Source organism: Oribacterium sp. KHPX15 (genome assembly GCF_900107835.1).
Taxonomy (GTDB): domain Bacteria; phylum Bacillota; class Clostridia; order Lachnospirales; family Lachnospiraceae; genus Oribacterium.
In genome coordinates this window covers 1-23,439 of the sequence record NZ_FNRG01000027.1, presented here as the reverse complement: position 1 = coordinate 23,439, position 23,439 = coordinate 1, and the positions used below count along the sequence as shown (strand labels likewise).

The window sequence follows — 23,439 nt, the reverse complement described above, 5'->3', positions numbered from 1 at the left end:
AAAACTGCCATCCGGAAAAATGTCCGAAAAAACTTTTAGACCTATGTTGACATACTCTGATGAGGCACATCACGCCGTAGCACCGATTCTTAAAAGGGTGATCCAGTACTTTGAAACTGATTTCACTATAGGGCTCACGGCCACAGATCAGCGTCCTGACAAGAAGAAACTGGAGACTGTTTTCGGAACCTATACTTCTTCATTGTCGTTGAAAGATGCCATGGATAAAGGCATCGTTGCCAGGGCCAATGTCTATAGAATCGAAACAAACATTGATCTCTCGAAAGTCCGGTTTAACGGTAAGGACTATGTTAATGCAGATCTGGAAAAGAACATCCGCGTCACATCTAGGAATAATCTGATCGTAGATGTTATTAAAGATTATTTCGTAGATGGTGAAGCCGGGAAACGGCAGGGGGTAGTTTTCTGTGTTAATGTTTCTCATGCGAATGAGATGGCTAAACTTTTAAACAATTCCGGTATTTCTGCACTAAGTTTATCAGGACAGTCCAGAAATCCGGAAGAGATTATAAGGAAATTTAAGGATAAAGAAGTCCGATTTTTATGTTCCTGTAACATGATATCTGAAGGTTGGGACTATCCTGAGCTTGGTCTGCTTGTTATGGCGAGACCGACACTATCCAAGGTGCTTTACCTGCAACAGATAGGTAGAGGATTGAGAAAAACTGATCAAAAGAAAAATGTTATCGTTATCGATGTAGTTGATGAATATGGAGCAATGGTCAAGGCCTGCAATATGCATACCATCTTTGCCAATCCGTATTATGTTCCGTTTGGAGATATCACAAAGACGGATTATAAGAGCGGAGACATGATAACCATCGATGGTTTTGAGGAAAGAATCGAAAAGATAACCGAAGTAGACATTAACTCCTTTGAGGATCAGTATGGTGATTATCTCAGTCAGGAGCAGGTTGCCAGAGAATATTTTGTAAGTACAGGTACTGTTACAAGCTGGATAAAAAAGGGTAAAATAGAACCATCAGTGGAATACAAATTCGGAAGTAAATCAATGTATCTGTTCAGTCCGGATGCTGTGGAGAAGTATAGAAGAGAACTTGAAATAAAAGAACATAACGATGAAACAATCAAGGAAGATTTCTTTGAGTTTATGGAGGAGAGGGATTATTCACTTTCCTATAAGATGCCATTTATGCTTAGTTTATTGAAGCATCTGAATTCCATAGGTGATGCAAAGATTGAGGATATACTTGAAGACTATATTTCGTTCTATAGATCAAGACTTGACAGGGGATTACAGGTAGATCGTAAATCTTGTCCATATGATGATAAGATGCTTAAGGATAAAAGCGCGGTTAAAAGAAATATGCTGACAAATCCTTTTGAAAAGTTTGAGAGAAAGAGGTTCTTATATTATTCAAAGAACTTGAGCATTATCTCTATGAATCATGCGTTGTACAGTAAACTTACAAAAGAGGATTTTGACAGAATCAAAAAGCAGCTGCGGAACGACCTGAAGAATTACTACAAGGATATGGGCGGAGTATAAATATTAGTTGTTAGAAGAAAATCTGTTATGTTTTTAACTAAAAGGGGATATTCATGAGTTCTATCGATATTAAGAAGATTAGTATAACAAAGCTTGATACAGATGCCATTGTAAATGCAGCCAATGAAGGTCTTTGGCAGGGCGGAGGAGTATGCGGGGCAATCTTCCGGGATGCAGGATCACAAGAACTGACAAAGGCCTGCAACGCTATCGGCGGGTGTAAGACCGGTAATGCAGTGATTACTCCGGGATTTAATCTTCCGGCGAAGTATGTGATTCACGCAGTAGGCCCTAGGTGGACGGACGGCAATCATGATGAACCAAAGCTTCTATACAGTGCATATAAGCAGTCATTGATTCTGGCAAAAGAGAACAAACTCCATTCAATCGGATTCCCACTTATTTCAGCCGGTATCTTTGGCTATCCGTTGGATGGAGCATGGAGAAAAGCCATCCAGGCTTGCAATGACTTTATAAAGAATAATCTGGATTATGACATTAAGATCATCTTTGCTGTACTAGATGATAAGATTATAGCTGTCGGAGAGAAAACTCTTAAAGATATTGTCTAAACCTGGATAAGCAATTCCGTGGCAGATGGGCATATGGCTGTACTGGTGGATGCATTGTTAGAAAGAATAAAATAAAGATTTGGAAGTTGAGGTGTTTATGAGTACATTAGTAACATACTTCAGTGCCGAAGGCACAACAGCAAAAGTTGCAAAGGAATACGCAGAAAAGGTTGGGGCAGATCTGTTTGAAATCGTTCCGGAAGTACCTTATTCTGCATCAGATATACGTTGGGTAAATCCATTGGCAAGATGCAACCGCGAGCAGTTTGGCAATAAGGATGTTCCGGTCAATGGGAAGATTGATGACTTTGGAAAATATGATACCGTTTATATCGGATTTCCAATCTGGTACGGACAGGCTCCGAGAGTGGTTCATACCTTCTGTAAAGGCTACGACTGGACCGGCAAAGACATTCACATCTTTGCTACATCAGGTGGTAGCGGGATAGGCAAAACTGCGGAGAAGCTTCAGCCATCTGTTGCCGGAGGACATATCGTTGATGCAAAACGTATCCGGACTGCTTCGGAGATTTGATGAATGACCATATATAGATGGGGATTAAGTTTATTAAAACTGGTAAATTAACATATGGATAATCGTAAAGAATGGATACTGTGCCGGGATGAATTAGTCAGTGCCATTGTAAGCCTCGGATTTCCCGAAGAATTTGGCAACCAGATAGCAAAACAGCTAGGAAGTCCCAAGGCTATGCGTAGAATGTGTGGTTACCTAAACAATGTGGAACCGCATAGTGCTGAACTTATAGCTGATGAGATGCTTTCCATCTGTAACGAGATCGACAGATGGAAAGAGAAAAAGGCATGCGAAGAAGCAAATGCAAATTACAACAGGATGTTGTGGGAAGGTTTATTCGATGATGAAACCGGGCTTATATGAGCAGATAATCAATAAAGAAATGAACAATGAGTTGGAGCAGATTCCGGCTGATTGTAAACATCAGGAAAAAGTAGATTCGGCAGAGGCTTCCAGAGTTCTGTCTACTTATGTTGCAGAATTACTGCAACGTAAGATGGATACAATTTATGAATCATCAGGGGATGATGCATTAGACAAACAGATTGAATATATAAACAAAGTCATAAGCGTTATTGATGATGAATCAAAAGATCAAACTATGGTCGAAATGTCTGGTGAACAGCTTCTGTCCATCATGAGCAATAAGGATGAGCGTTTGTTGCTTGGGAAAAAGGCTAAAGATATAGAACGTCCGGAAACATCTATGGCTTATAGCAGCTTATTTACCGGTGCCGTCAGGGAACCTCAGATGCTTAACGAATTAAAGAAAGAAATAGCATCTGCTGATAGGATAGATATGCTTGTATCCTTTATAAAGTGGAGCGGGTTAAGAGAACTGCTTGATGAACTAAAGGACTTTACCGGCAAGGGTGGCAAGCTAAGAGTTATCTGTACATCTTATATGGGCGCAACAGATGTAAAGGCTGTCGAGGAACTTAGCAAGCTTGTAAATACAGAAGTCAAAATATCCTATGATACAAAAAGAACTCGACTTCATGCTAAGTCCTATGTTTTTTACAGGGAGACAGGATTTACTACTGCTTACATAGGATCCTCCAATATGTCGAATGCCGCGCTAACAAGCGGTTTGGAATGGAATGTCAAAGCTACTGAAAAAGATCTGGCTGAAACCATAAAAAAGGTAGCAGCAACCTTCGATAGTTATTGGAATGATAAAGAGTTTGTTTTATATGATGCTTCACAAAAACCTAGGTTGATTCAGGCTCTAAAAAATGAAAAATATATAGGAGAAGGAAACGACAGAAAATTTGTATTTGATATTCAGCCATATTCATATCAGCAGGAGATATTGGATAAACTAAATGCTGAACGCGAAGTATTGGGATATACCAGAAATCTGGTCGTTGCAGCAACCGGATGTGGAAAGACTGTTATTTCAGCATTTGATTACGCAAGATTTTGTAAGAAGAATCCGGGACAAAAGAACAGATTATTGTTTGTCGCACATAGAGAAGAGATCCTTGAACAGAGCATAGAAACATTTCGTGGTGTATTAAAGGACCTTAACTTTGGGGATCTGTGGGTTGGAAGTTATAAGCCGGAATCACTTGATCATTTATTTGTATCCATACAAACGCTGAATTCAAAAAAACTCTATGATGAATTACCAAATGATTACTATGACTTTATAATTGTGGATGAGTTTCATCATGCTGCGGCTCCTATTTATAAAGAACCACTGGCTAAATTCTCACCAAAGATTTTGCTTGGATTAACAGCTACACCTGAGAGAATGGATGGAGAAGATATCCTGCAGTATTTTAATGGTCGAATTGCAGCGGAAATACGTTTGCCGGAAGCAATTGACAGAAAACTACTGTGCCCATTTCAATATTTTGGTCTTTCCGATGATGTTGATCTTTCGGAAGTTAGATGGGTACGTGGTGGATATGACAGGCGAGAATTAAGCAATATTTATTCGTTTAGCGGTGAGATAGCAGATAAAAGAGCAGTAAGCATATTAAGAAACATTGATAAATACGTAGCCTCTATAGATGATATGAAAGCCTTGGGATTTTGTGTGTCGAAGGAGCATGCGAGATTTATGGCGGAGTTCTTCAATAAGTATGGTATTGCGTCATTAGAACTGGATTCAGATTCGAGTAAAGAAGACCGTGCGTCTGCAAAGAAAAGGTTGGAAGCAGGAGAAATAAAGACTATTTTCGTTGTGGATTTGTATAATGAGGGTGTAGACATTACATCTGTCAACACGGTTTTGTTTTTGCGTCCAACAGAATCACTCACTATATTCCTTCAACAGTTAGGACGTGGTTTACGATTGGATGATAGTAAGGATTGTTTGACAGTTCTGGATTTCATTGGGCAGGCAAACAAGAAATATAACTATGAAGAGAAATTCGCAGCTCTTCTCGCTAACACAAAGCATAGTGTGGAGTACGAGCTGAAGAAGGGATTTGTGTCCGTACCGAAAGGATGCTATATCCATCTTGAAAAGAAGGCAAGTGAGTATGTACTCCAAAATATAAAGAGTTCTATTGAGACAAAGAACGGAATCATAGGTAAGATTGCATCATTCACGAATGATACAGGGAAGGATCTAACACTGGCCAATTTCCTGAAACATTACAGAATGGATCCCAGAGCATTATATAAAAAGGATAGTTTTTCAAGACTTTGTGTTACTGCCGGGGTTTTGGAGGATTTCAGTGAACCATTGGAGAAAGACATTTCCAAAGCATTATCAAGACTGGCATATATTGATTCACGACGCTTATTGGGATTTGTTCTTCGGGTATTGGATGATGGAATTGACAAGCTTAGTTTTGATTTATTAAATGATGGCGAAAAACGAATGCTACAGATGTTTTATGTGAGTATTTGGACGGATGTCATTGATTATGAAAATCCGCAGGTTGCATATAACAATCTGAAGTCTTTAGCTAATAGTAAAACCATGTTAAATGAAATCAAAGAGCTTTTAAAATACCTACATGAGCATATTGATTTTGTGGACAAAAAGCTGGATTTCGATTTTGATTGTCCGCTTGATCTACATTGTACTTATTCGAGAGATCAACTTCTCGTAGCAATGGACTTTATGAAACCTTCAACGGTACGAGAGGGTGTAAAGTGGCTTCCGGATAAGAAGATTGATGTTTTGTTTGTAACTTTGAATAAATCGGATAAAGACTATTCACCTACGACAATGTATAACGATTATTCAATTAGTGAAACAATGTTCCATTGGCAGAGTCAGAGTACAACAAGTGCTTCTTCTCCAACAGGACAAAGATACATTAATCATAGGGCACAGGGAAGTAAAGTGCTTCTTTGTGTAAGAGAAGATAAAAAGGATTCGTGGGGAAATGCATCGCCTTATAGTGTTCTTGGATTTGTAGATTATGTTAAACATGAGGGCAGCAATCCGATGAATGTAGTATGGAGGCTCACAGATGAGATTCCGGCCAAGTATATAAGGAAAACAAGAAAGATGCTGGTAAGCTGATAGACCAAAGGGACGGGGTGATAGTCCAGTTTGAAAATACAACCCATCAACTCTGTCCCTGGGTCCAGAAAAAGATCAACACGCAATAAATGCGTGTTAATTGATTGATTAAAGGAACTGAAATTCACATGAAAACAGTCAAAGTTGTTGCAGCAGTTATAAGAAATGACAATAAAATATTTGCCACCCAACGAGGCTACGGAGAATTCAAAGATGGCTGGGAGTTTCCCGGTGGAAAGATCGAAGCGGGAGAAACACCGGAGGAAGCATTGGCCCGCGAGATCAGGGAGGAGCTTGATACTGAGATCTCTGTAGACGAGTACATAGATACGATAGAGTATGACTATCCTACTTTTCATCTATCCATGGATTGCTTTTGGTGCAGCATTAAGGAAGGACATCTCACACTGAAGGAACATGAGGCTGCGAAGTGGCTGGACATTAAAACCATAGACAGCGTGGAGTGGCTGCCGGCGGATATTACTTTGATCGATAAGATCAAGGAACGGATTGAGTTGTAGAGGATTATGAATAAAATACCCGGTACCAGTTCATGGTACCGGGTTAAATAAACTGTAGTGTAAAGGATATCAATTCTCTCCAAGTACAATCAGACTGTCTGTACTTATCAAATCCAGCTCTTCCTGTAATGGAAAGTTGAAACTGCTGTTTTTCTGACTATCGAGATATCCTAACAGAATATATCTCTGTTTAAGCAGGATCTGACGAAGTTCTCTGATGGTATGCTTACCGGTAAGATTAAGTAAGCCTGCATTTTTCAAATATACTTCATTGCCTTTGTTAGACAGAATTTCCCTGAAAGCTCCGATCAGTTCCGGACTTTCTGCCAACTGTGCAAGGAATAATGAAGACATACTTGAGGATACAAGGAAATCCGTATTATCACCGCTGCCAACCAGTTTCTGGTTACGTTCACTCTGCATTTCAACTGTGATATTGAAAGAGAGGTTATAGCGCTTTCTGATATCCCTGAGGTTCAACAGGAGAAAAATCGTTTCCATATCTGCTTCATCCGAATCCAAATCATGATTGTTGAGTATTACTATATGCTCAGCAATTTTTGCAATCTTCAGAAGAGCCGTTTCTGACTGGATGTTTTCGGTAATATACTTTAACTCCAGATCCCTCTCAGCAGCAACATTCTCCAGTTCCTCACGTTCTTCCTCACTGGTTTGCTGTCCAACCAGATGGACATGGGAAATGTTTTCAGGCAGTTCATGCAGAATTACAGGCAAGGTCTCATTATGACCAAAAATCACTGTATCGGTTTCAGTTTCATCATCAACGATATTCAGTTCCTGATCAAACAATGTCGTTTCCTGAGAGGAGAGCAGCTTAGCTGTATCAGGATTCTCAGCAAATATAAGTATCTTGTCGCTTTCAAGCAGCAGACATTCACCGGGTGGGTTCAACGATATTGTTCCTTCCCGCATAATGCCTATGGGAGTAGCATTATCCATCCGGACCATCAGTTCTTCAAAAGTCTTCCCTTCAATCCCGGCCATGCTGACCAGAAAGAACTCTGAGCCTTCAAAATTGAACAGTTCCCGGAATGTTTTAGAAAGTCCGTTCTGGGTGCAGGAATGTGCGATCAATTTGGCCAGAATATCATTGGATTGCAGAGTTGTGATATTGTTTGTTTCAACAAGAGATGGAGGGAATCGATATTCATTCCTGGAAACAATGGCATTTACGCGTATCTCAGGAACACCCTTTTCCTCCAGCAAGGCCGAAACAGCAAGAACTGCCTTAATTGTCTTTAAATCATCCGTTGGATTTACTATCACGGTCCGGCATGTTTCAACTGAGCACTTTTCAATGGAAGCCGGGTCTGTAATATCAACTGTCCGGCAAACGATTCTGAAGTTTTTGGGGACATCAAGATTTTCCAGGATACTCTGTTCCATTTCTTCACGCTCTAAATCTTCCGCAACCACTATACATCCGGGTTTTCCGTCAGAAGCAAGAATCAGCTGATTAAGCAGAGTGCATTCGCCCGGAGTGAAACCCAGAAGCACGATGTGATCTGTTTCAAGAACGAGAGAGTTTCCACGTTTCAGATTATCTATCTTTTCCTCAATGGCACTAGTGACGATACCAATCAGTACACTGGTGAAAAGCACTCCAAGGATAGCAATGATCGACATCATTACAAGATATCCGGGGCTCCCGTCTTCAAAAGAAGGCATCCAGGCATTGATTACTGTGGCGAAACTGTCCCAGAATACTGATGCAACTTCACCTTCTTCGTTGAATCCAAATAAAATGATCAGTCCGGCAATGAGGACCGCACAAACAACACACGCAACTATCAAAAAGTGGATAAAGCCGAGAGAACCCTTGGAAACACGATTGTCAAACCAGTAATCAAATCGTTCACGAAGAGTATATGATCGTTGGATTTTCCTTGTCTCATTTTTCTTTTCCATATAGATACCTTTCCGATTTTCATCCAGTATTTTTGTTCCGTCCGAATATATGTCACTTGTTATCATTATACCTTTACCCTGAATACATGGTCAAATTTGATTGAAAAGATCTTTTTTCATCAAACATAACCACGTACCCGGTTTCAGTAAGTGTTTGAGAGTCTTGCCTCTTTATTATGGCAAGGTTCTTTTTTTACATCTGTTATACAGGATGGTTATTGAATACTATATCCGATTTATTATAAAATAAAGATAGATTTTTCAAAAAAGTTGGGAGGACAGTATTATGAACAGGTTTTGTGAAAACTGTGGCGCGAAGTTGGCTGAAGGAGCAAAATTTTGCGAGGAATGTGGTGCAAAGATACTTCCCATGTCGGAAGTACCGCCACAGTCAGCGCAGGATACAGGGCAGAACTTTGACCATAATCAACAGTCGGGAAATATAGGTTCATTTGGAAATGAGTCTCAATACAGTGAACAGAATTACCGTTCACCTGTGCCCGGTTCGCAGAATCCCGACGCATTCTATAGTTATAACCAGGGTAACATTCAGAATCAGGGTTATCCCGGCTCTGCTCCGGGACAACAGCAACCCGGGTCATATAATAATTTCAACCCCGGAAACTTTCAGAACCAGGGTTATCCCGGCTCTGCTCCGGGTCCTCAACAGCCCGGTTCCTTTAATGGTTTTAACTCAAATTATGCCCAGAACCAGGGTTATAATAATCCCGGTCAACAGCCCGGCCAATATTATTCTCCGAACGATGTACAGAACCGGGGATATGCTCCTGCCCCGGGAAATCCAAAAAAAACCGGCCTCCCAAAGGGAGCAATAATAGCTGCTGTTGCTTTAGTTGCTATTGCTGCAATCAGCGCATTCCTTGTTTTGGGTAAAATCAAAGGCGGACAAAATAAAGAGGAGAGCATAGCGGAAGAAACCACCTCAGGTTTTGACCGGTCATCCTCTCAGAATGATTCAGACACCCGGACTTCAAAAGGTTCAAAAGCTTCAAAAGCTTCAAAAGGTAAATCTGCACGAGAGCAGGCCGCTGCCCTTGACAATGACTCAAAAGATACCGATATGACCGAACGTAAGGCAAAAGAAACGTCCGGAACCCAAAGTGATGATAATTCAGACAGCAGTCAAAACACGAGCAGTAATGATGAAGAGTTTCTTCCGTCCACTTTTGCAAAAAAGGGAAAACGAGACATACTTCAGGACGGCACAATCATGTACATGAATTCTATAGGTGACTATGTCGCGAATGTCTGGGTAGAGGATAATGGTAAATATTATTACACAGGACCTGATGGTTCCATAATTAAAGACAACTATAGTGCAGATGGGTACTGGTGCGGTTCAGACGGTGCCTGGGATCAGAGCGTTAAACAACGAAATGAAGATCCTGAGCCCATGACCGGTACATATGAGGGCTATGTCAAAACATGGAAGGTTGCAATCACAAAAGATGGCAGGTACGGAACTGCATCATATACCTATACACAATTTGGAGGCACCCCTCAGGTTTATGACCTTACACCCCTTGGCCACGGAGTATATCTTGCTGAAGAAAACTCAGGATTAAAAGCGCTTATGTCAGTTATGGATAACGGTAATGTACTTGTGGTTTCAGAGGCTGGCATCACAGAAACATGCACCTTGAAGTAAGCTTACAAAACCTTCCACGGTGGATAACCGGTGGCTCAGGCAGACAATAAAATATGGGAGGAAACATATGGATAGAACAGGAGGAGGCGGAAGCCGTCAAAGAAATACAACAAGCGGATCAAGCCGGGTATCCACCAGAGGCAGTGGTCTGGGACTTGGAGGACCGGTAGGAAATTCCGGAGGTTATAATGGAAGACCCGGACTTGGTGACAGAGGCGGAGGTGGTAACGGCTGCAGTGGATGCGGCTGCGTACCGGGATTTATCTTTATAGTCATTATCATCATTGCAATGATATATAATGGTGGATCCCAGCTTATTTCTACAGTACTTCATACAGCAGCCACAAAGGTGGAGGACGGAAGTGTAAAGGATGGTATCGATACAGGTATCGGTGCCATACAGGATGCTGTCCAGGGTATAACCGGCGGTTCGGGAGAAAACAACAACGGAAGAGCAGGATTGATCTCCGGCAGCAGTAAAGTAGATGCAGACCAGTCAGCAAAATCACTGTTGACCAACTCCTATCAGGACGGAAATCTGCTTCCTATATCCGGAGGCCAGGGTATAATACCGGGTCTTGCCGCAGGATCAGCTCTTTCTTCAGCAGCAGGAGGCACTTCTTCGGGACAAAACTCTCAGGGTTATGCTGATCCTGAAGGAAAAGCCATTGATCCATCTCACCTTGTGTGGTCTAAAAACAAAAAAGGCCAGAGGGTGTTGATCCTTACAGACGATGAATGGGATGCGGTTGAATATGTAAAGCTTAACGTATTTGTAGATACCGGAAGTGCATTCATAGACCTTGGTCTCGACAATCTGTATGATTTTGACGATGACCTTAACCTCATAGGTGAGTTCGACGACACCTGGCTGTCTCTCGATAAGCATGTTGTCGCCTTCTATCAGTTGGACGGCTGGCACGAAGGAAGCAAATACCAGTCCCGGGGATATATTCCTGCTTTTGTAAATGGTCAGCACGCAAATATCGTCCTGCAGTTTGATAACACGAATCCTGACGGAAAAATCCTCGGAGTTAAACCTCTTCCTGACAGTCCCGGAGGAGACCTGTCCACAGAAGAAATGTGCAGCGGACTGGAGCTTTTAAACGAGGGAGATCTCATTGAGCCCATCTGTGATGTTTATTCATATGAAGGTGACTTTATCGACAACTATTTCCTGGGCGAAGGATTTGAAGTAGGAGAAAAACCACTGATCGCCAACATTGCCCTCGAGGAGGGAACTGTCACCAGCGTGGCATACCGGCTGACGGATTATGACGGCCATCACTACTGGACCCCGCTCATTGAATGAAAAAAATACTGTTTTATCAAAAATAACGGGTATCTTTTTTGGATACCCGTTATTTTTCAGGTGATAATGCCGATATAACACTCACCATATGTATGTTTAATCTTCAAAAGGGATTTTATAAATGAGTGAGGAGGACCACAATGAGTTTCAGGAAGATGACAAAACAAACCAAAGGCAGTATCAGTAAAAGACTGGCTGTGATCGTTGCAGCAGTTCTTTTAGGAGTTTTTGCAGTCATGACTGTGTGCATCATTGTTTTTGTCGGAGGTAAAATGCTTACTGCCACAGACAAGACCATGTATGCAATGGCAGACAATGCTGCATCAAAAGTCCAGGCACTTCTGAATGTTTCCGATGATATCGACGAGAACATCCAGACTGTTATTAAACGTATGTACGAATCTGAAGATAATGACTCCGGAATCAAGGCATCCTGGACAGTGGAGGGGGCAGTAAATGATCAGCCTCAGCCCACCACAGGAAACTTTATAAGCCGTGTGACGGGAGAGAAGATCAGCGGTTCCAGATATGCGGCTGAAACCGTTGTACTGAACAACCTGATTCATGCAGTTTCAACCTACGACAATATAGTTGGTGCAGGTCTTCTTATGGAGCCGGGTGCATTTTCCAAAGATGCAAATCAGTTTGCGCCCTATATCTCAAAAGAAGACAATGCAAAGGGAGTAGTGGAAAACCTTGATTACGCCAGCTATTCAGGTGCAGATTATTATGCCAACGCAAAGTCATCTCTTGCAAATGGTTATTCATCTGCTTACGAGCTGAATGAACTGAAGGTCGTTACCCTTTATTATCCCATCGTTTCCGGTGGAAGCTTCAAGGGAGCTGTTGTCATCACTCTCGATACACAATCCTTCGGTATCATTGTTGACGCTCACCCTCCTTTCAACAATATGATCTATAACGTATTCAGCGGAGAGGGTGATTTCCTTCTCAGCAGTAACCTGGCCATCATTGGTACCAGCTTCAAGGATGTCATCGGAGATAAGTGCTTTGCAGATTTCACAGCAGGCGAAAAGACCCATGAGAGATTTAAGATCACAAGTACTTCACAGAAAAACGGTAAGGTAATCCGTTACTTCTCACCGATCGTAGTAGGAAACGGATACTGGTGGACACAGTGTGCACTTCAGCAGAATGATTATTATGCTCCGAATTACGAGATTTTCTTCTTCGTGGTTATTTTCGCGGTAATAGCATTAGCAGTGCTCAGCTTTGTTGTAGTAGCTCTTCTGACCAGGACTCTGGCACCTCTTAATCGTATCGGTGAAGCAGCTCAGAAGGTTGCGGCAGGTGACTTTGACGTTGATGTATCTTATAACGGTAATGATGAGATCGGAGTTCTGGCAAATTCAATACATCAGTTTATAGAAAGACTCAGAAATATCATAGGAGATCTCTCCGAGAATCTCACAGAGCTTGCCGATGGAAATTTCAACACAGACAGCAATCGTCACAGAGAGCTTTATGTCGGAGCTTATGCACCTCTTAAGGATGCAGTGAACAGCATAAGTACAGAGCTTTCTGTAACCATGCGGGAGATAAGAGAATCTGCAAATCAGGTTTCAGGTGAAGCTGAGCAGGTTGCTTCCGGTTCTCAGGCATTGGCACAGGGCTCTACAGAGCAGGCTTCTTCTGTTGAGGATCTTTCAAAGACCATGACTGAAATTTCCAAGAAGGTACTCAGTACTACGGAGCTTACGAAAGAGGCTGCAGCTATCAGTCAGGGTTCAAATGAAGCAGTCCGTACATCTAACAACAAGATGAGTGAGATGTCTGAATCCATGAATGAGATCACCGAGAAGGCAAATGAGATCAGTAAGATCATCAAGACCATCGATGACATTGCCTTCCAGACCAATATCCTCGCTCTTAATGCAGCCATCGAAGCAGCAAGAGCAGGCACTGCAGGTAAGGGCTTTGCAGTTGTAGCTGACGAAGTAGGAAATCTTGCGAAGAAATCCCAGGATGCAGCAAGCAGTACAGCGAAGCTTATCGAAGATACCATTGAGGCTGTTCGTAAGGGTGCAGGAATCACTGATGAAACTGCAATTGCCCTTAACAAGGTATCCGACAGCTTTACAAGAATCGATGAGCTGGTAAGCAAGATCTCTGAAGCATCAGAGCAGCAGAGTGCCGGCATACAGCAGGTAACCGACGGAATCGATCAGATCTCCTCTGTTGTACAGACAAACTCAGCTACTGCAGAACAAAGTGCGGCAGCCAGCCAGGAGCTTTCAACTCAGGCAGAAAGACTGGATGATCTTGTATCAAAGTTCCGGTTGAAGAATTAAGTTTCTGTCAAGATCCGTGTTTGATCCTATAAAGTTTCAAACACGGATTTTGATAAGTTATGGGGGCGGTTTTTATGTTTCTGAATATGAAAAAAGCAAAAATCCTGGCCTCTGGGATGGCGATATGTTTTTTACTTATACATATTTTGATGTTCAATGTATTTTTACAATGCAACGTCGTCCCTATGGCAAGGTTCAATATATTCAGCATATTATTTTATTTGTCAATGCTTTTCATTGTACATAAAGGCTGGCTTCCTTTTTATACCTTCGCAGTGTATACGGAGGTTGCGGTACATATGACCCTGGCTGTGATTCTTACAGGCTGGGAAAGCGGATTTCAGGTCACCCTGATCGGCATGAATGTCCTTGCTTTTTATGCGGAATATACCGGACGTACACTAAAACTAAAGGTTTTTCCCGTACTTCCCCTGAGCATAGCCGGAATGTTTTTATATCTTGGATCCTGTGTGTATCTGAATTATCACCCCGCACCCTATGCTCTACCAAAGATAGCCGAATTAAGGCTGTCGCTCCTGTGGGGATTCATAGTTTTTGTGGTAAGTATTTTCATCCTGCAGCTAATGGTCATCATAGCTGATTCTTCCCAGTTAAAGCTTGAATATCAGCTTTCCCACGATCATCTTACAGGATTACCCAACAGATATTTTCTTTCACAAAAATTTGAAACACTGAAAAACAATAACAGGCCGTTTTGGATCGCCATCGCAGATATAGATGATTTCAAAAAGATAAACGATAGCTTCGGACATAATTGCGGTGACTATATCCTGAAAACAGTTGGAGAAATTTTATCTTCAAAAGGAGTACAATGCTGTCGCTGGGGTGGTGAGGAATTTATATTTGTAGAAGAGCAGTCAGAGACCCTTCCGGACCGGTTTGCATTTCTGAATGATTTACGGCAGACCATAGAGGATCATCCTTTTGTCTATGAAGGAACGGAGCTTAAAGTCACAATGACCTTCGGTCTCGCACATTCTTCAGAAAGAAAGCCGAACATAGATGAAGTTATAAGAGATGCCGATGAAAAGCTGTATGCAGGTAAGTATGGTAGTAAAAACCGGGTAGTGGATGAAAGCAATTTTGAATACCACTTAAAATCAAAAAAAGAGTTCTTTGATTCAAATCGCTAACTCCTTGCTTACACAGCGGCAAAGCCTTCTGTATGAAAACATCGCCGCAGCCTGCCAGTCGGAATTCGCCTGCGTGGATGCCGTACAGGACTACATCTACAAGGAAACCGGAAAAACCATGACAGGGCAGGAGAAGCTTTATCTCGCTGTCCATATAAACAGGATCAGGAATTAATGGTGTCCAATTGACTGACATTCCATTAGCCGTCGGCTCTGAGTAACACTGAGCTGATGGCTCTTTTTTTGGTTGAATGACTTCAAATTTGATATTCTCTGATATGGGTCATTACATGAACATGATTTTCTTGACTGCAATACAGGTATTATCTGATATGGACCATTTCATCATTATGATTTTCTTGACTACAATACGGGTATTTTCTGATATGGACCATTTCATCATCATAATTTTCTTGACTGCAATACAGGTATTTTCTGATATGGGTTATTTTTCAAGTGCAGAATGCCAACAGATTCAATAATCTGATGGCAGTTTTCATTTTTTATCAATATGAATAGTTAGATTCCATGATGCAAGTTCCGCACCTTTTGTGGTAAAATCATTTCATACATACATGGGTGAGAAAAATACTTTTCACTAATGTTTAATGAACGTGATAAAACCATTCTCGCAGTCAGAACAATTTTCCGGGAATGGAGCTGATTTTTAAAAGGAGAAAACACCATGATTTACTACATCAAGGAAATGGAAGAGGATTTTCTTAATAACTTCGTTTATTGGTCTGACAGCCATGGACAGTTTGAAAAAGATGGCAAAGATCTGAGTTATGATGAGCTTCCTAAAGATCTGCAGAGCGTGTATTCGGAGCTTTGGGAAGAAAACAAGGATGGCTTAAGATGCTGCCTTGCACAATATAAAGGAGAATACGGTATAGCGCTTGTTGCAGAATACAACCGTTCTTCACAGACCAGAGACCTCGACATGGCAAAAAGAGTAGCCAAAACACTGGAAGAAAAGAAGACTCCTGCTAAAGCTTCCGTAATTCTTGCTTATGACCTTGGACCGGCTTCCGAAAAGGGTGAGCCTTCTACCAACGTAATCCTTTTCCTGCCTTCAAGTGTTTCAAAGAAGACCTTTAATACCAATGCCAAGATCTTTGGCGATATGGCATACAAAGCAGAGAAGCAGACCCTTTATAAAGAGTATAAGGTTCCTTTTGTTTGTGAATTGTATGGAAGAATCGTTGTAAAGGCCAAGAATCAGGAAGAAGCAAAGCAATTGGCAGCCAAGGAGATTTCCGGCATGTCGGAAGACGATATCTGGAAGAATACAACACTTCTTCGTAACACCCTGAAGGTTGATGAAAGAAGTAAAGTGCTGGAGCAGAAGGACTGAGATACCGTCTATAACGATGATATTATGTTATCTTAATTTATAATCTCAATACATATCAGACAAGAATAATAAAAGCACATTTATATCAACAGATTCCTATGCTAAAATGCCTATAGCAAAATGAATATTTCAATAGGAGACTAATATAATGGATTTAATACCAAGTTTTTCAGTTGATCATACACTGATCATTCCCGGCATATTCGTAAGCAGAGTAGATGTGGTGGGTAACGAAAAGGTAACTACTTACGATATCAGAGTTACAAAGCCAAATCGGGAGCCCCCGGTAGATGTGGCTGCAATGCATACCCTTGAGCATATTATCGCAACATATCTCAGAAACGATCCTGACTGGAAGGATGAAGTGATCTATTGGGGACCCATGGGATGCCTCACCGGTTTTTATCTTATCTTAAAGGGAAACCGAGCTCCTAAGGAGATTCATGATCTTCTTCTCAGAGCCTTCAGATCTGTGGCTGATGCAGACAGTGTTCCCGGTTCCAATGAAGAGAACTGCGGAAACTACCTCATGCACAATCTCTGGCTTGCAAAGTGGCATGCAGAAAAGTTTGCGGATTATCTTGAGGAAAACAAAAACAATCAGGCAATTTTCGAGTATCCGAAAACAGAGAGACTGGTAACCGATGACGGTCGTCAGTTCTTTGATTCATAAAAGAATAATATTTATGCTTCAAGTATCCCTCAAGCTAATGCACTTTGCTTTAGTCTGAGGGATTTCTCAAATCTTAAACTAATCGAAAGGTGGAGAACACTTTGCTCAAGTTTCTGAAAAAACATTTGTGGATCGGTCTTATAGGCTCGCTGTTTATGGTGTGCGAGGTGCTGATCGATCTGATACAGCCCAGGATGATGGCTCAAATCGTGGATAACGGTATACTCAAAGGAAATACAGATCTGGTATGGAGCGTTGGCATACGAATGATTTTTATAGTATTTCTGGGTGGCTGCTGCGGCATCCTTTCGGGAGTGTTCGTTAACATTTGCTCACAGCACTTCGGAAATGATCTTCGTAAAGCACTGTTCGACCGCATCATGAATTTTTCATTTGAGCAGATCGACGACTTCACCACAGGAAGCCTGATCACCCGAACAACCTCGGACGTAACCCAGGTGCAGACTATGGTTTCCCAGCTCATCCGCGGCGCTGTACGATGCATGATGTTTTTCTTTGCCGGCAGCTCATTCCTGCTTACTCTCAACGTGGCCTTCAGCCGCGTTTTAATGTTTACCATTCCCATCATATTGGCAGAAATCGCCTTTGTAGTGTGGAAGAGCGGTCCAATGTTTACGCATTTACAGACCCGGCTTGATCGCGTGAACTCTGTCATCGGTGAAAATATTGCCAGCGAGCGTGTAGTGAAAGCCTTCGTACAGGAACAGAGTGAAATAGAAAAGTTCGATAAGAGTAATCTTGATTTGGTCAACACCCGATTTGAAGTACAGATCCTGATCAGCTGGATGCGGCCGGTCATGAACATTGTTTTAAATGCAGCCACTGTAGCCATCATCTATATCGGAGGTATGGAGGTTGCGGCAAGCAGGATGGAAATAGGAAGCCTGATGGCGGCCATTACCTATCTAAGTCAGATTCTGAGTGGAATGATGATGATGGCGATGATCTTTCAGACCATCACACTGGGTCTTGCCTCCGCAAAGCGTCTTAAGGAGGTGCTTGCCTCCGTACCTGTTATTCGGGACGGTGACGCAAAAGATATAGAAAAACGCGGCGGCAGCATCGAGTTTAAAAATGTTTCCTTCAATTACCCCGGTCACCATCATGAGGTATTAAAAGACATCAGTTTCACCGTGGCCCCGGGTCAGACCCTGGCGGTTATCGGCGCCACCGGCAGCGGTAAAAGTACTCTGGTTTCTCTTATTGCGCGTTTTTATGATGTTACGGAGGGAAGTGTACTGGTGGATGGAGAGGATGTGAAGCATTTTACTCTTCACGAATTAAGAGACCGTATCTCCTTCGTGCTTCAGAAAAGCGAGCTGTTTACAGGCACCATACGAAAGAACATCATGATCGGTAATCCCGAGGCGAGTGAAGAGGAGATGATTTTCGCTGCCCGGGCAGCTCAGGCCGATGAATTCATTTTACATCAGCCTGATAAATATGATACCACCGTAGCCGAGGCCGGTATGAGCCTTTCAGGCGGGCAGAAGCAGCGCATCGCAATTTCCCGCGCACTCCTGAAGCCGGCGGAGATCCTTATATTGGATGACTCCACCAGCGCCCTGGATCTGGGTACCGAAGCCAGATTATTTAAAGCTTTGGACGAGGGTTATGAGAAATTAACTAGGATCATCATTGCCCAGCGCATTGCAACTGTTATGCGTGCGGATCGTATTGCGGTTATGGACAAGGGTCGAATCGTAGGCATTGGCAGCCATAACGAGCTTATGGAAAACTGTGACGTTTACCGCGAAATCTATGATTCCCAACTTCGGAAGGGAGATGCAAAAGTTTGAAAATACACATCCAAACTTTATTAGCGGATCAGATACGAGCTCATATATATCTAAGTCGTGCTTGATCTCGGAGGAAAAATAATGAGTCAACAAATGAATGTAAGACCTGAATCCTTAGGAATTCTTTCGATGAGTTCAACACAGAGCAGACCCGGGAATTGGAAATCTGTCTCAAACACGCCTCAACCTTCCCTTGGACGTCGGGGTATGCGAGGAAACCTGGGAGCTCCTTTAGAAAAAGCAAAGGACAGAAAAGGTACCCTAAAGCGCCTGTTAAATTATTTTAAAAATGAATGGAAATACGTGATGCTTCTGTGTGTCACCATCATCCTCGGCGTGTGCATGGGCGTTATGGCTCCACGCTTTCAGGCCGAAGCCATTGACCACATAAAAAGTTCCGAGCTTGGGTCTCTCAAAAAGATACTCATACTCATGCTTGCTGCATATGTGATTCACGGACTGAGCACACTTTTACAGGGTTTTCTCAGTGCGAAGCTTAGCCAGAGAGTCATATTCAGACTGCGGGGAGACTTGTTCCGAAAGATCACAAACCTGCCGATCGCATACATTGACACCCACTCCCACGGTGACATCATGAGCCGCATGACCAACGACGCAGAGAACATCGCTAACATTGTTTCTTCATCCCTCAGTAGCCTGCTTTCAGGAATGCTTATGCTCATCGGCACCATCGCCATGATGCTTTCCTACAGCCCGCTTTTGACGTTGCTCAGCTGCTCTACGGTAATGCTTACAGTGGTGTTTACGACAAACATCACCAGGTACATGCGGAAATATTTCGTGAAACGCCAGGAGCTTCTGGGAAAGCTTAACGGCACAGTGGAAGAGATGGTGACCAACACCCGTACCGTCACTGCCTATAATCGTCAGGCAGCAGAAGTTCAGGGATTTTCCGAAACGGCAGACGAACTTACGAAGACCGGAATCATAGCCGAGATCATCGGCGGTTCCATGGGTCCCATCATGAACATGCTGAGCAATGTCTCCTTCGTGGTGGTAGCGGTTTTCGGCGCACGATTTGCCCTGAGCGGAGACATTTCCATCGGTGTGATTTCTGCATTTATCATATATGCAAAGCAGTTCTCACGACCGATTAATGAACTCGCCCAGCTCTACGGTCAGATCCAGACAGCCCTTGCCGGCGGAGAACGTATCTTCCGGATACTGGACGAGAAGGAAGAAGATAAGAGTGGTGGAGAGATCGTAAAGCCTATTAAGGGCGTAATAGAGTTTAGAAATGTCAACTTCTCATATGTGCCGGGGAAACCTGTTATCAGGAATTTTTCATTACAGGTATGCTCCGGAAAGAAGATTGCGCTGGTAGGCTCCACCGGCAGCGGTAAGACCACCATCATTAATCTGCTGATGCGCTTTTACCACGTGGATTCCGGTGAGATACTTCTGGACGGAAAGAGCATTTACGATATCTCCACAGATGAGCTGAGAGATGCCATCGGAATCGTTTTGCAGGATACGGTGCTCTTTACAGACACTATTCGCAATAACCTTTGCTATGCATCCAGGGACATCACACAGGAAGAACTGGAAGCAGCTGCCGCCTCCAGTCACTGTGATGATCTGATCGCAAATCTCACAGACGGTTACGACACAGTGCTGGAATCCTCCGGGGCAAACCTCAGCCAGGGCCAGAGGCAGCTACTCACTATATGTCGTGCATTCCTCTCGAAGCCCAGCATTCTGATTCTGGACGAGGCTACCTCCTCCGTCGACACCAGAACCGAAATGTGCATTCAGGATGCCATGACGGAACTTATGAATCAGCGTACCAGCCTCATTATCGCCCACCGTCTATCCACTATTCAAGATGCAGACGAGATCATCGTTATGGATCATGGTGAGATAGTGGAGAGCGGAAACCACGAGGAGCTGCTTGCTAAGAAGGGCAGATATTATGACCTTTATATGACACAGTTCGCAGGACAGGAGATATAGGAAAGGAGTATTATGAAATCAAAGAGTTTATTAGCACTTAGTATGACCGCCTGTGTCATAGCAACAGGATGTAATTCAACATCTGTCCCTGAATCAACTTCCACAGAAGCAATAACCCGGCCTGAGATGGCACTGGAAGATACCAACACCACCGATAATACAGAAAACACTCAGGAAAAGGAATCCGACATCTTAATGACAGACGCTTCACAGTATGTTTCATCCATTGAAAACAGCAACATAGATCCGGCTTTATATCTCGACTACTCAGCCGGTATCGAAGCAGGCGTCTACAAGTGGATTCTCAGTGAGGATGAAAATTACTATATCCTTGCAGCCCTCGATGAAAAGGGTGAACCCATCGAAGCAGTACAGAAAGCAATAAATGTTGGCGCCAATAATCAGGAGTCTATCGACCTCGCAGGAGGAGATAAAAAAGGTGACGGTGCCGGACAAAGACAAGGCGGTGGCGGTCAGAATCAGGGCGGTGGCATGATGGCAATGATGAACCGGGGCACTGTATATCAGGGCGTTTACATTAACTCAAACATCACTAACACCGAGTACCAGACCATGGCAATCTATGTTCCCAAAGACTATATGGAAACAGATAGTGATGGTAATGTTACAGGCATTAATCATGAGGCGAAGATAGGAAACTATACTGCCGACACAGCTCCGGTTGTATATCTGAATGAAATGGGCGGCTGGCGCTCAAGTTCCCCGAAGGCAGCCGATACGTCTTTCCTTGATGAAGGAATGATCTACGTTTCCGCCGGCGGACGCAGCAGGGATGCGGTGGATGAGAACGGAAACATTACCGGAAAATCGCCTACACAGATGGTGGACCTTAAGTCCGGTCTCATCGAGCTTAGGGCAAACACCGACGTCATCCCGGGAGATATGACAAAGATCATCTCCACCGGTACTTCAGGCGGCGGACAGATGAGTTCAATACTTGGTGCTTCCGGAAATATGGCGGTTTACTATCCGTACATGTATGAGGCAGGAGTTCTGGGAGTCACAAAGAATGCTGACGGAAACTACTCCAGTGTCTTCGATGACAGTGTTTATGCCGCGCAGCTTTACTGTCCGATCGCAGATCTTGAAAATGCCGATATCGCTTACGCCTGGTGGTGGGTTAACCTTGCAGATAAGGGTGGTGTATATAACGGCTCCATCACTGATTTTGAGAAGCGGCTTCAGGAACTTGAGGCCGAAGCATTTGTGGAATACATTAACGGCCTTAACCTCAGGGATTCAAAGGGTAATGCCTTAACCCTGACAAGTCTTCGTGAAGGAAGCTACTATGACGCCATCCTTCAGAATATTTCCGATGCTTTAAATGCTGCAGTCACAAACGGAGACATTAATCCTGATGAGGCATACAAAAACTATTCGGACTGGCTGACGAAAAATGATGATGAAACATGGCAGGTTACAGATCTCGATGGCTTCATGATCGGTACAGGTCTGGTCAGCAAGCGTAATAAAGCTATTCCGGGATTTGACACCATGGATAAGTCGGCAGAAGGTGATGCCTTCGGTACAGATACAGATCAGGTAGTTCATTTCTCCAAGAGCGTGGCGCAGATCCTTTCAGATAACTATGAAGAACTTTCTGTTCTTAAAGGTTTTGATCAGGAAGCCGTTGATAATTACATTGATGAGGTTCTGAACAGTGATAAATCCGCCCTCATAGAGGAGCAGACAAATCTCCTTAATGCAACAGAAATCCTTCTGGCAAATAATGGCCATAATGCCGTAAACTTTGCTCACTACTGGAGAGACAGAAGCGGAACCGCCGATCAGCATACTTCCTTCTCTATAGGCTACAATATCCTTCTGGCAGCACAGTTAAGAGGCGCGACAGTAGATTATCATCTTGTATGGGATATGCAGCATGGCAACAACGAGGGGACATCAACCGGAACCATGATTGACTGGATCAATGAGATCTGCTCGTAATATAGTTGCTTTGTTTGACAGAGCATTCTGAGAATGGTAAGATAAAAGCGTAAAGATAAATAAAAAAGGATGCCACCGGTTAAACGGCAGGCAATCCTGATTAAGCTATCAAAGAGACAGCCGCCTTAGTTTCGCACACCGGGGCGGCTATTCTTTTGCGTTTTTGCTGTTGCGTCCGATGGCGTATCCGAGACCGAACGCTGACAGCGCAAGGCTGATTACTGCGATTAATCCTTCTATCGTCAACATCTGCATTTACCTCCTTCTCGGTGAAGACTAAGAGCATAGGCTCCAGTACAACAGTTCCAGTCCGGAGGGCATATCACATTTGAATATTCGACCTCCGAACAAAGCGGAAGGCCTACCGTCCACCACACTTACGTGTTAAAGGTGACATCCTGGGTGGCGAGTTTATCATAAGGTCATTTATATTGTAAAGGATTATTAGTGAGATAAGCTTAAGAAGTCCTTATACACAGGGACAGTTCTTTCGAGAGCTGTCCCTGTTTTTATGTAACAGTTCAGCCGGGATGCCTTATTTTCGCAGTGAACAAGGCATTACATTGACCCATATTCCGGTTACCAGCATTTGGGTCATCCTGAATGGCAGGTTACATTGACT

General features: G+C 43.0%; 17 protein-coding genes. 16 read left to right on the top strand and 1 reads right to left on the bottom strand.

Annotated elements, in window-relative coordinates; all coding sequences use genetic code 11:
- Positions 1-19: 19 nt before the first annotated feature.
- The 6 genes from BLV86_RS13805 to mutT all read left to right on the top strand — a co-directional run bounded on the left by BLV86_RS13805 (position 20) and on the right by mutT (position 6,649).
- Positions 20-1,531, top strand: a complete 1,512-nt coding sequence (locus tag BLV86_RS13805; protein ID WP_090818591.1) for a DEAD/DEAH box helicase — start codon at positions 20-22, stop codon at positions 1,529-1,531.
- 53 nt (positions 1,532-1,584) lie between these two features.
- Complete coding sequence (locus tag BLV86_RS13800) at positions 1,585-2,103, top strand: macro domain-containing protein (protein ID WP_090818588.1); 519 nt, start codon at positions 1,585-1,587, stop codon at positions 2,101-2,103.
- A gap of 97 nt (positions 2,104-2,200) precedes the next feature.
- Positions 2,201-2,638, top strand: coding sequence for a flavodoxin (locus BLV86_RS13795; protein WP_090818586.1), 438 nt, complete (start codon positions 2,201-2,203; stop codon positions 2,636-2,638).
- Positions 2,639-2,692: 54 nt separating this feature from the next.
- Positions 2,693-3,001: a hypothetical protein gene (locus BLV86_RS13790; RefSeq protein WP_090818584.1), complete on the top strand. Its 309-nt coding sequence runs from the start codon at positions 2,693-2,695 to the stop codon at positions 2,999-3,001.
- Positions 2,979-6,128: a DEAD/DEAH box helicase gene (locus BLV86_RS13785; RefSeq protein WP_090818581.1), complete on the top strand. Its 3,150-nt coding sequence runs from the start codon at positions 2,979-2,981 to the stop codon at positions 6,126-6,128. The genes BLV86_RS13790 and BLV86_RS13785 overlap by 23 nt, the downstream gene beginning before the upstream one ends.
- Before the next feature lie 128 nt (positions 6,129-6,256).
- Positions 6,257-6,649, top strand: a complete 393-nt coding sequence (gene mutT / locus BLV86_RS13780; protein ID WP_090818578.1) for an 8-oxo-dGTP diphosphatase MutT — start codon at positions 6,257-6,259, stop codon at positions 6,647-6,649.
- Positions 6,650-6,718: 69 nt separating this feature from the next.
- Here mutT and BLV86_RS13775 read toward each other — a convergent pair whose 3' ends face one another.
- A complete protein-coding gene (locus BLV86_RS13775; protein WP_175456566.1) occupies positions 6,719-8,578 on the bottom strand; it encodes a CASTOR/POLLUX-related putative ion channel in 1,860 nt (619 codons plus the stop codon).
- 286 nt (positions 8,579-8,864) lie between these two features.
- Here BLV86_RS13775 and BLV86_RS13770 point away from each other — a divergent pair, with 286 nt between their 5' ends.
- From BLV86_RS13770 to BLV86_RS13730, 10 genes are all read left to right on the top strand, one after another.
- Positions 8,865-10,247 (top strand): zinc ribbon domain-containing protein, encoded by a 1,383-nt coding sequence (locus BLV86_RS13770; protein ID WP_090818572.1) that lies wholly within the window; start codon positions 8,865-8,867, stop codon positions 10,245-10,247.
- Between the two features lie 67 nt (positions 10,248-10,314).
- On the top strand, positions 10,315-11,559 hold the full coding sequence (locus tag BLV86_RS13765) for a hypothetical protein (RefSeq protein WP_090818569.1): 1,245 nt from the start codon (positions 10,315-10,317) through the stop codon (positions 11,557-11,559).
- Positions 11,560-11,699: 140 nt separating this feature from the next.
- A complete protein-coding gene (locus tag BLV86_RS13760; RefSeq protein ID WP_242873319.1) occupies positions 11,700-13,871 on the top strand; it encodes a methyl-accepting chemotaxis protein in 2,172 nt (723 codons plus the stop codon).
- 299 nt (positions 13,872-14,170) lie between these two features.
- A complete protein-coding gene (locus BLV86_RS13755) occupies positions 14,171-15,025 on the top strand; it encodes a GGDEF domain-containing protein (protein WP_175456565.1) in 855 nt (284 codons plus the stop codon).
- The gene (locus BLV86_RS17620; RefSeq protein ID WP_139297930.1) at positions 15,009-15,200 is read left to right on the top strand and encodes a hypothetical protein; all 192 of its coding nucleotides are present in this window, start codon (positions 15,009-15,011) and stop codon (positions 15,198-15,200) included. The genes BLV86_RS13755 and BLV86_RS17620 overlap by 17 nt, the downstream gene beginning before the upstream one ends.
- A 510-nt stretch (positions 15,201-15,710) precedes the next feature.
- Positions 15,711-16,382, top strand: a complete 672-nt coding sequence (locus BLV86_RS13750; RefSeq protein WP_090818563.1) for a hypothetical protein — start codon at positions 15,711-15,713, stop codon at positions 16,380-16,382.
- Positions 16,383-16,530: 148 nt separating this feature from the next.
- On the top strand, positions 16,531-17,055 hold the full coding sequence (locus tag BLV86_RS13745) for an S-ribosylhomocysteine lyase (RefSeq protein WP_090818560.1): 525 nt from the start codon (positions 16,531-16,533) through the stop codon (positions 17,053-17,055).
- Positions 17,056-17,156: 101 nt separating this feature from the next.
- Positions 17,157-18,875 (top strand): ABC transporter ATP-binding protein, encoded by a 1,719-nt coding sequence (locus tag BLV86_RS13740; RefSeq protein ID WP_090818554.1) that lies wholly within the window; start codon positions 17,157-17,159, stop codon positions 18,873-18,875.
- Between the two features lie 81 nt (positions 18,876-18,956).
- Positions 18,957-20,849 (top strand): ABC transporter ATP-binding protein, encoded by a 1,893-nt coding sequence (locus BLV86_RS13735; RefSeq protein WP_242873318.1) that lies wholly within the window; start codon positions 18,957-18,959, stop codon positions 20,847-20,849.
- A gap of 12 nt (positions 20,850-20,861) precedes the next feature.
- Entirely contained in the window at positions 20,862-22,817 is a 1,956-nt protein-coding gene (locus BLV86_RS13730) for a hypothetical protein (RefSeq protein ID WP_139297929.1), read from the top strand.
- Positions 22,818-23,439 lie beyond the last annotated feature (622 nt).

Coding starts and splice junctions, on each gene's coding strand:
- BLV86_RS13745 (WP_090818560.1), top strand. CDS start 16,531: ATGGATTTAATACCAAGTTTTTCAGTTGATCATACACTGATCATTCCC.
- BLV86_RS13730 (WP_139297929.1), top strand. CDS start 20,862: ATGAAATCAAAGAGTTTATTAGCACTTAGTATGACCGCCTGTGTCATA.
- BLV86_RS13755 (WP_175456565.1), top strand. CDS start 14,171: ATGACCCTGGCTGTGATTCTTACAGGCTGGGAAAGCGGATTTCAGGTC.
- BLV86_RS13785 (WP_090818581.1), top strand. CDS start 2,979: ATGATGAAACCGGGCTTATATGAGCAGATAATCAATAAAGAAATGAAC.
- BLV86_RS13760 (WP_242873319.1), top strand. CDS start 11,700: ATGAGTTTCAGGAAGATGACAAAACAAACCAAAGGCAGTATCAGTAAA.
- BLV86_RS13795 (WP_090818586.1), top strand. CDS start 2,201: ATGAGTACATTAGTAACATACTTCAGTGCCGAAGGCACAACAGCAAAA.
- BLV86_RS13790 (WP_090818584.1), top strand. CDS start 2,693: ATGGATAATCGTAAAGAATGGATACTGTGCCGGGATGAATTAGTCAGT.
- BLV86_RS13765 (WP_090818569.1), top strand. CDS start 10,315: ATGGATAGAACAGGAGGAGGCGGAAGCCGTCAAAGAAATACAACAAGC.
- BLV86_RS13800 (WP_090818588.1), top strand. CDS start 1,585: ATGAGTTCTATCGATATTAAGAAGATTAGTATAACAAAGCTTGATACA.
- BLV86_RS13750 (WP_090818563.1), top strand. CDS start 15,711: ATGATTTACTACATCAAGGAAATGGAAGAGGATTTTCTTAATAACTTC.
- BLV86_RS13775 (WP_175456566.1), bottom strand. CDS start 8,578: ATGGAAAAGAAAAATGAGACAAGGAAAATCCAACGATCATATACTCTT.
- mutT (WP_090818578.1), top strand. CDS start 6,257: ATGAAAACAGTCAAAGTTGTTGCAGCAGTTATAAGAAATGACAATAAA.
- BLV86_RS13805 (WP_090818591.1), top strand. CDS start 20: ATGTCCGAAAAAACTTTTAGACCTATGTTGACATACTCTGATGAGGCA.
- BLV86_RS13770 (WP_090818572.1), top strand. CDS start 8,865: ATGAACAGGTTTTGTGAAAACTGTGGCGCGAAGTTGGCTGAAGGAGCA.
- BLV86_RS13735 (WP_242873318.1), top strand. CDS start 18,957: ATGAGTCAACAAATGAATGTAAGACCTGAATCCTTAGGAATTCTTTCG.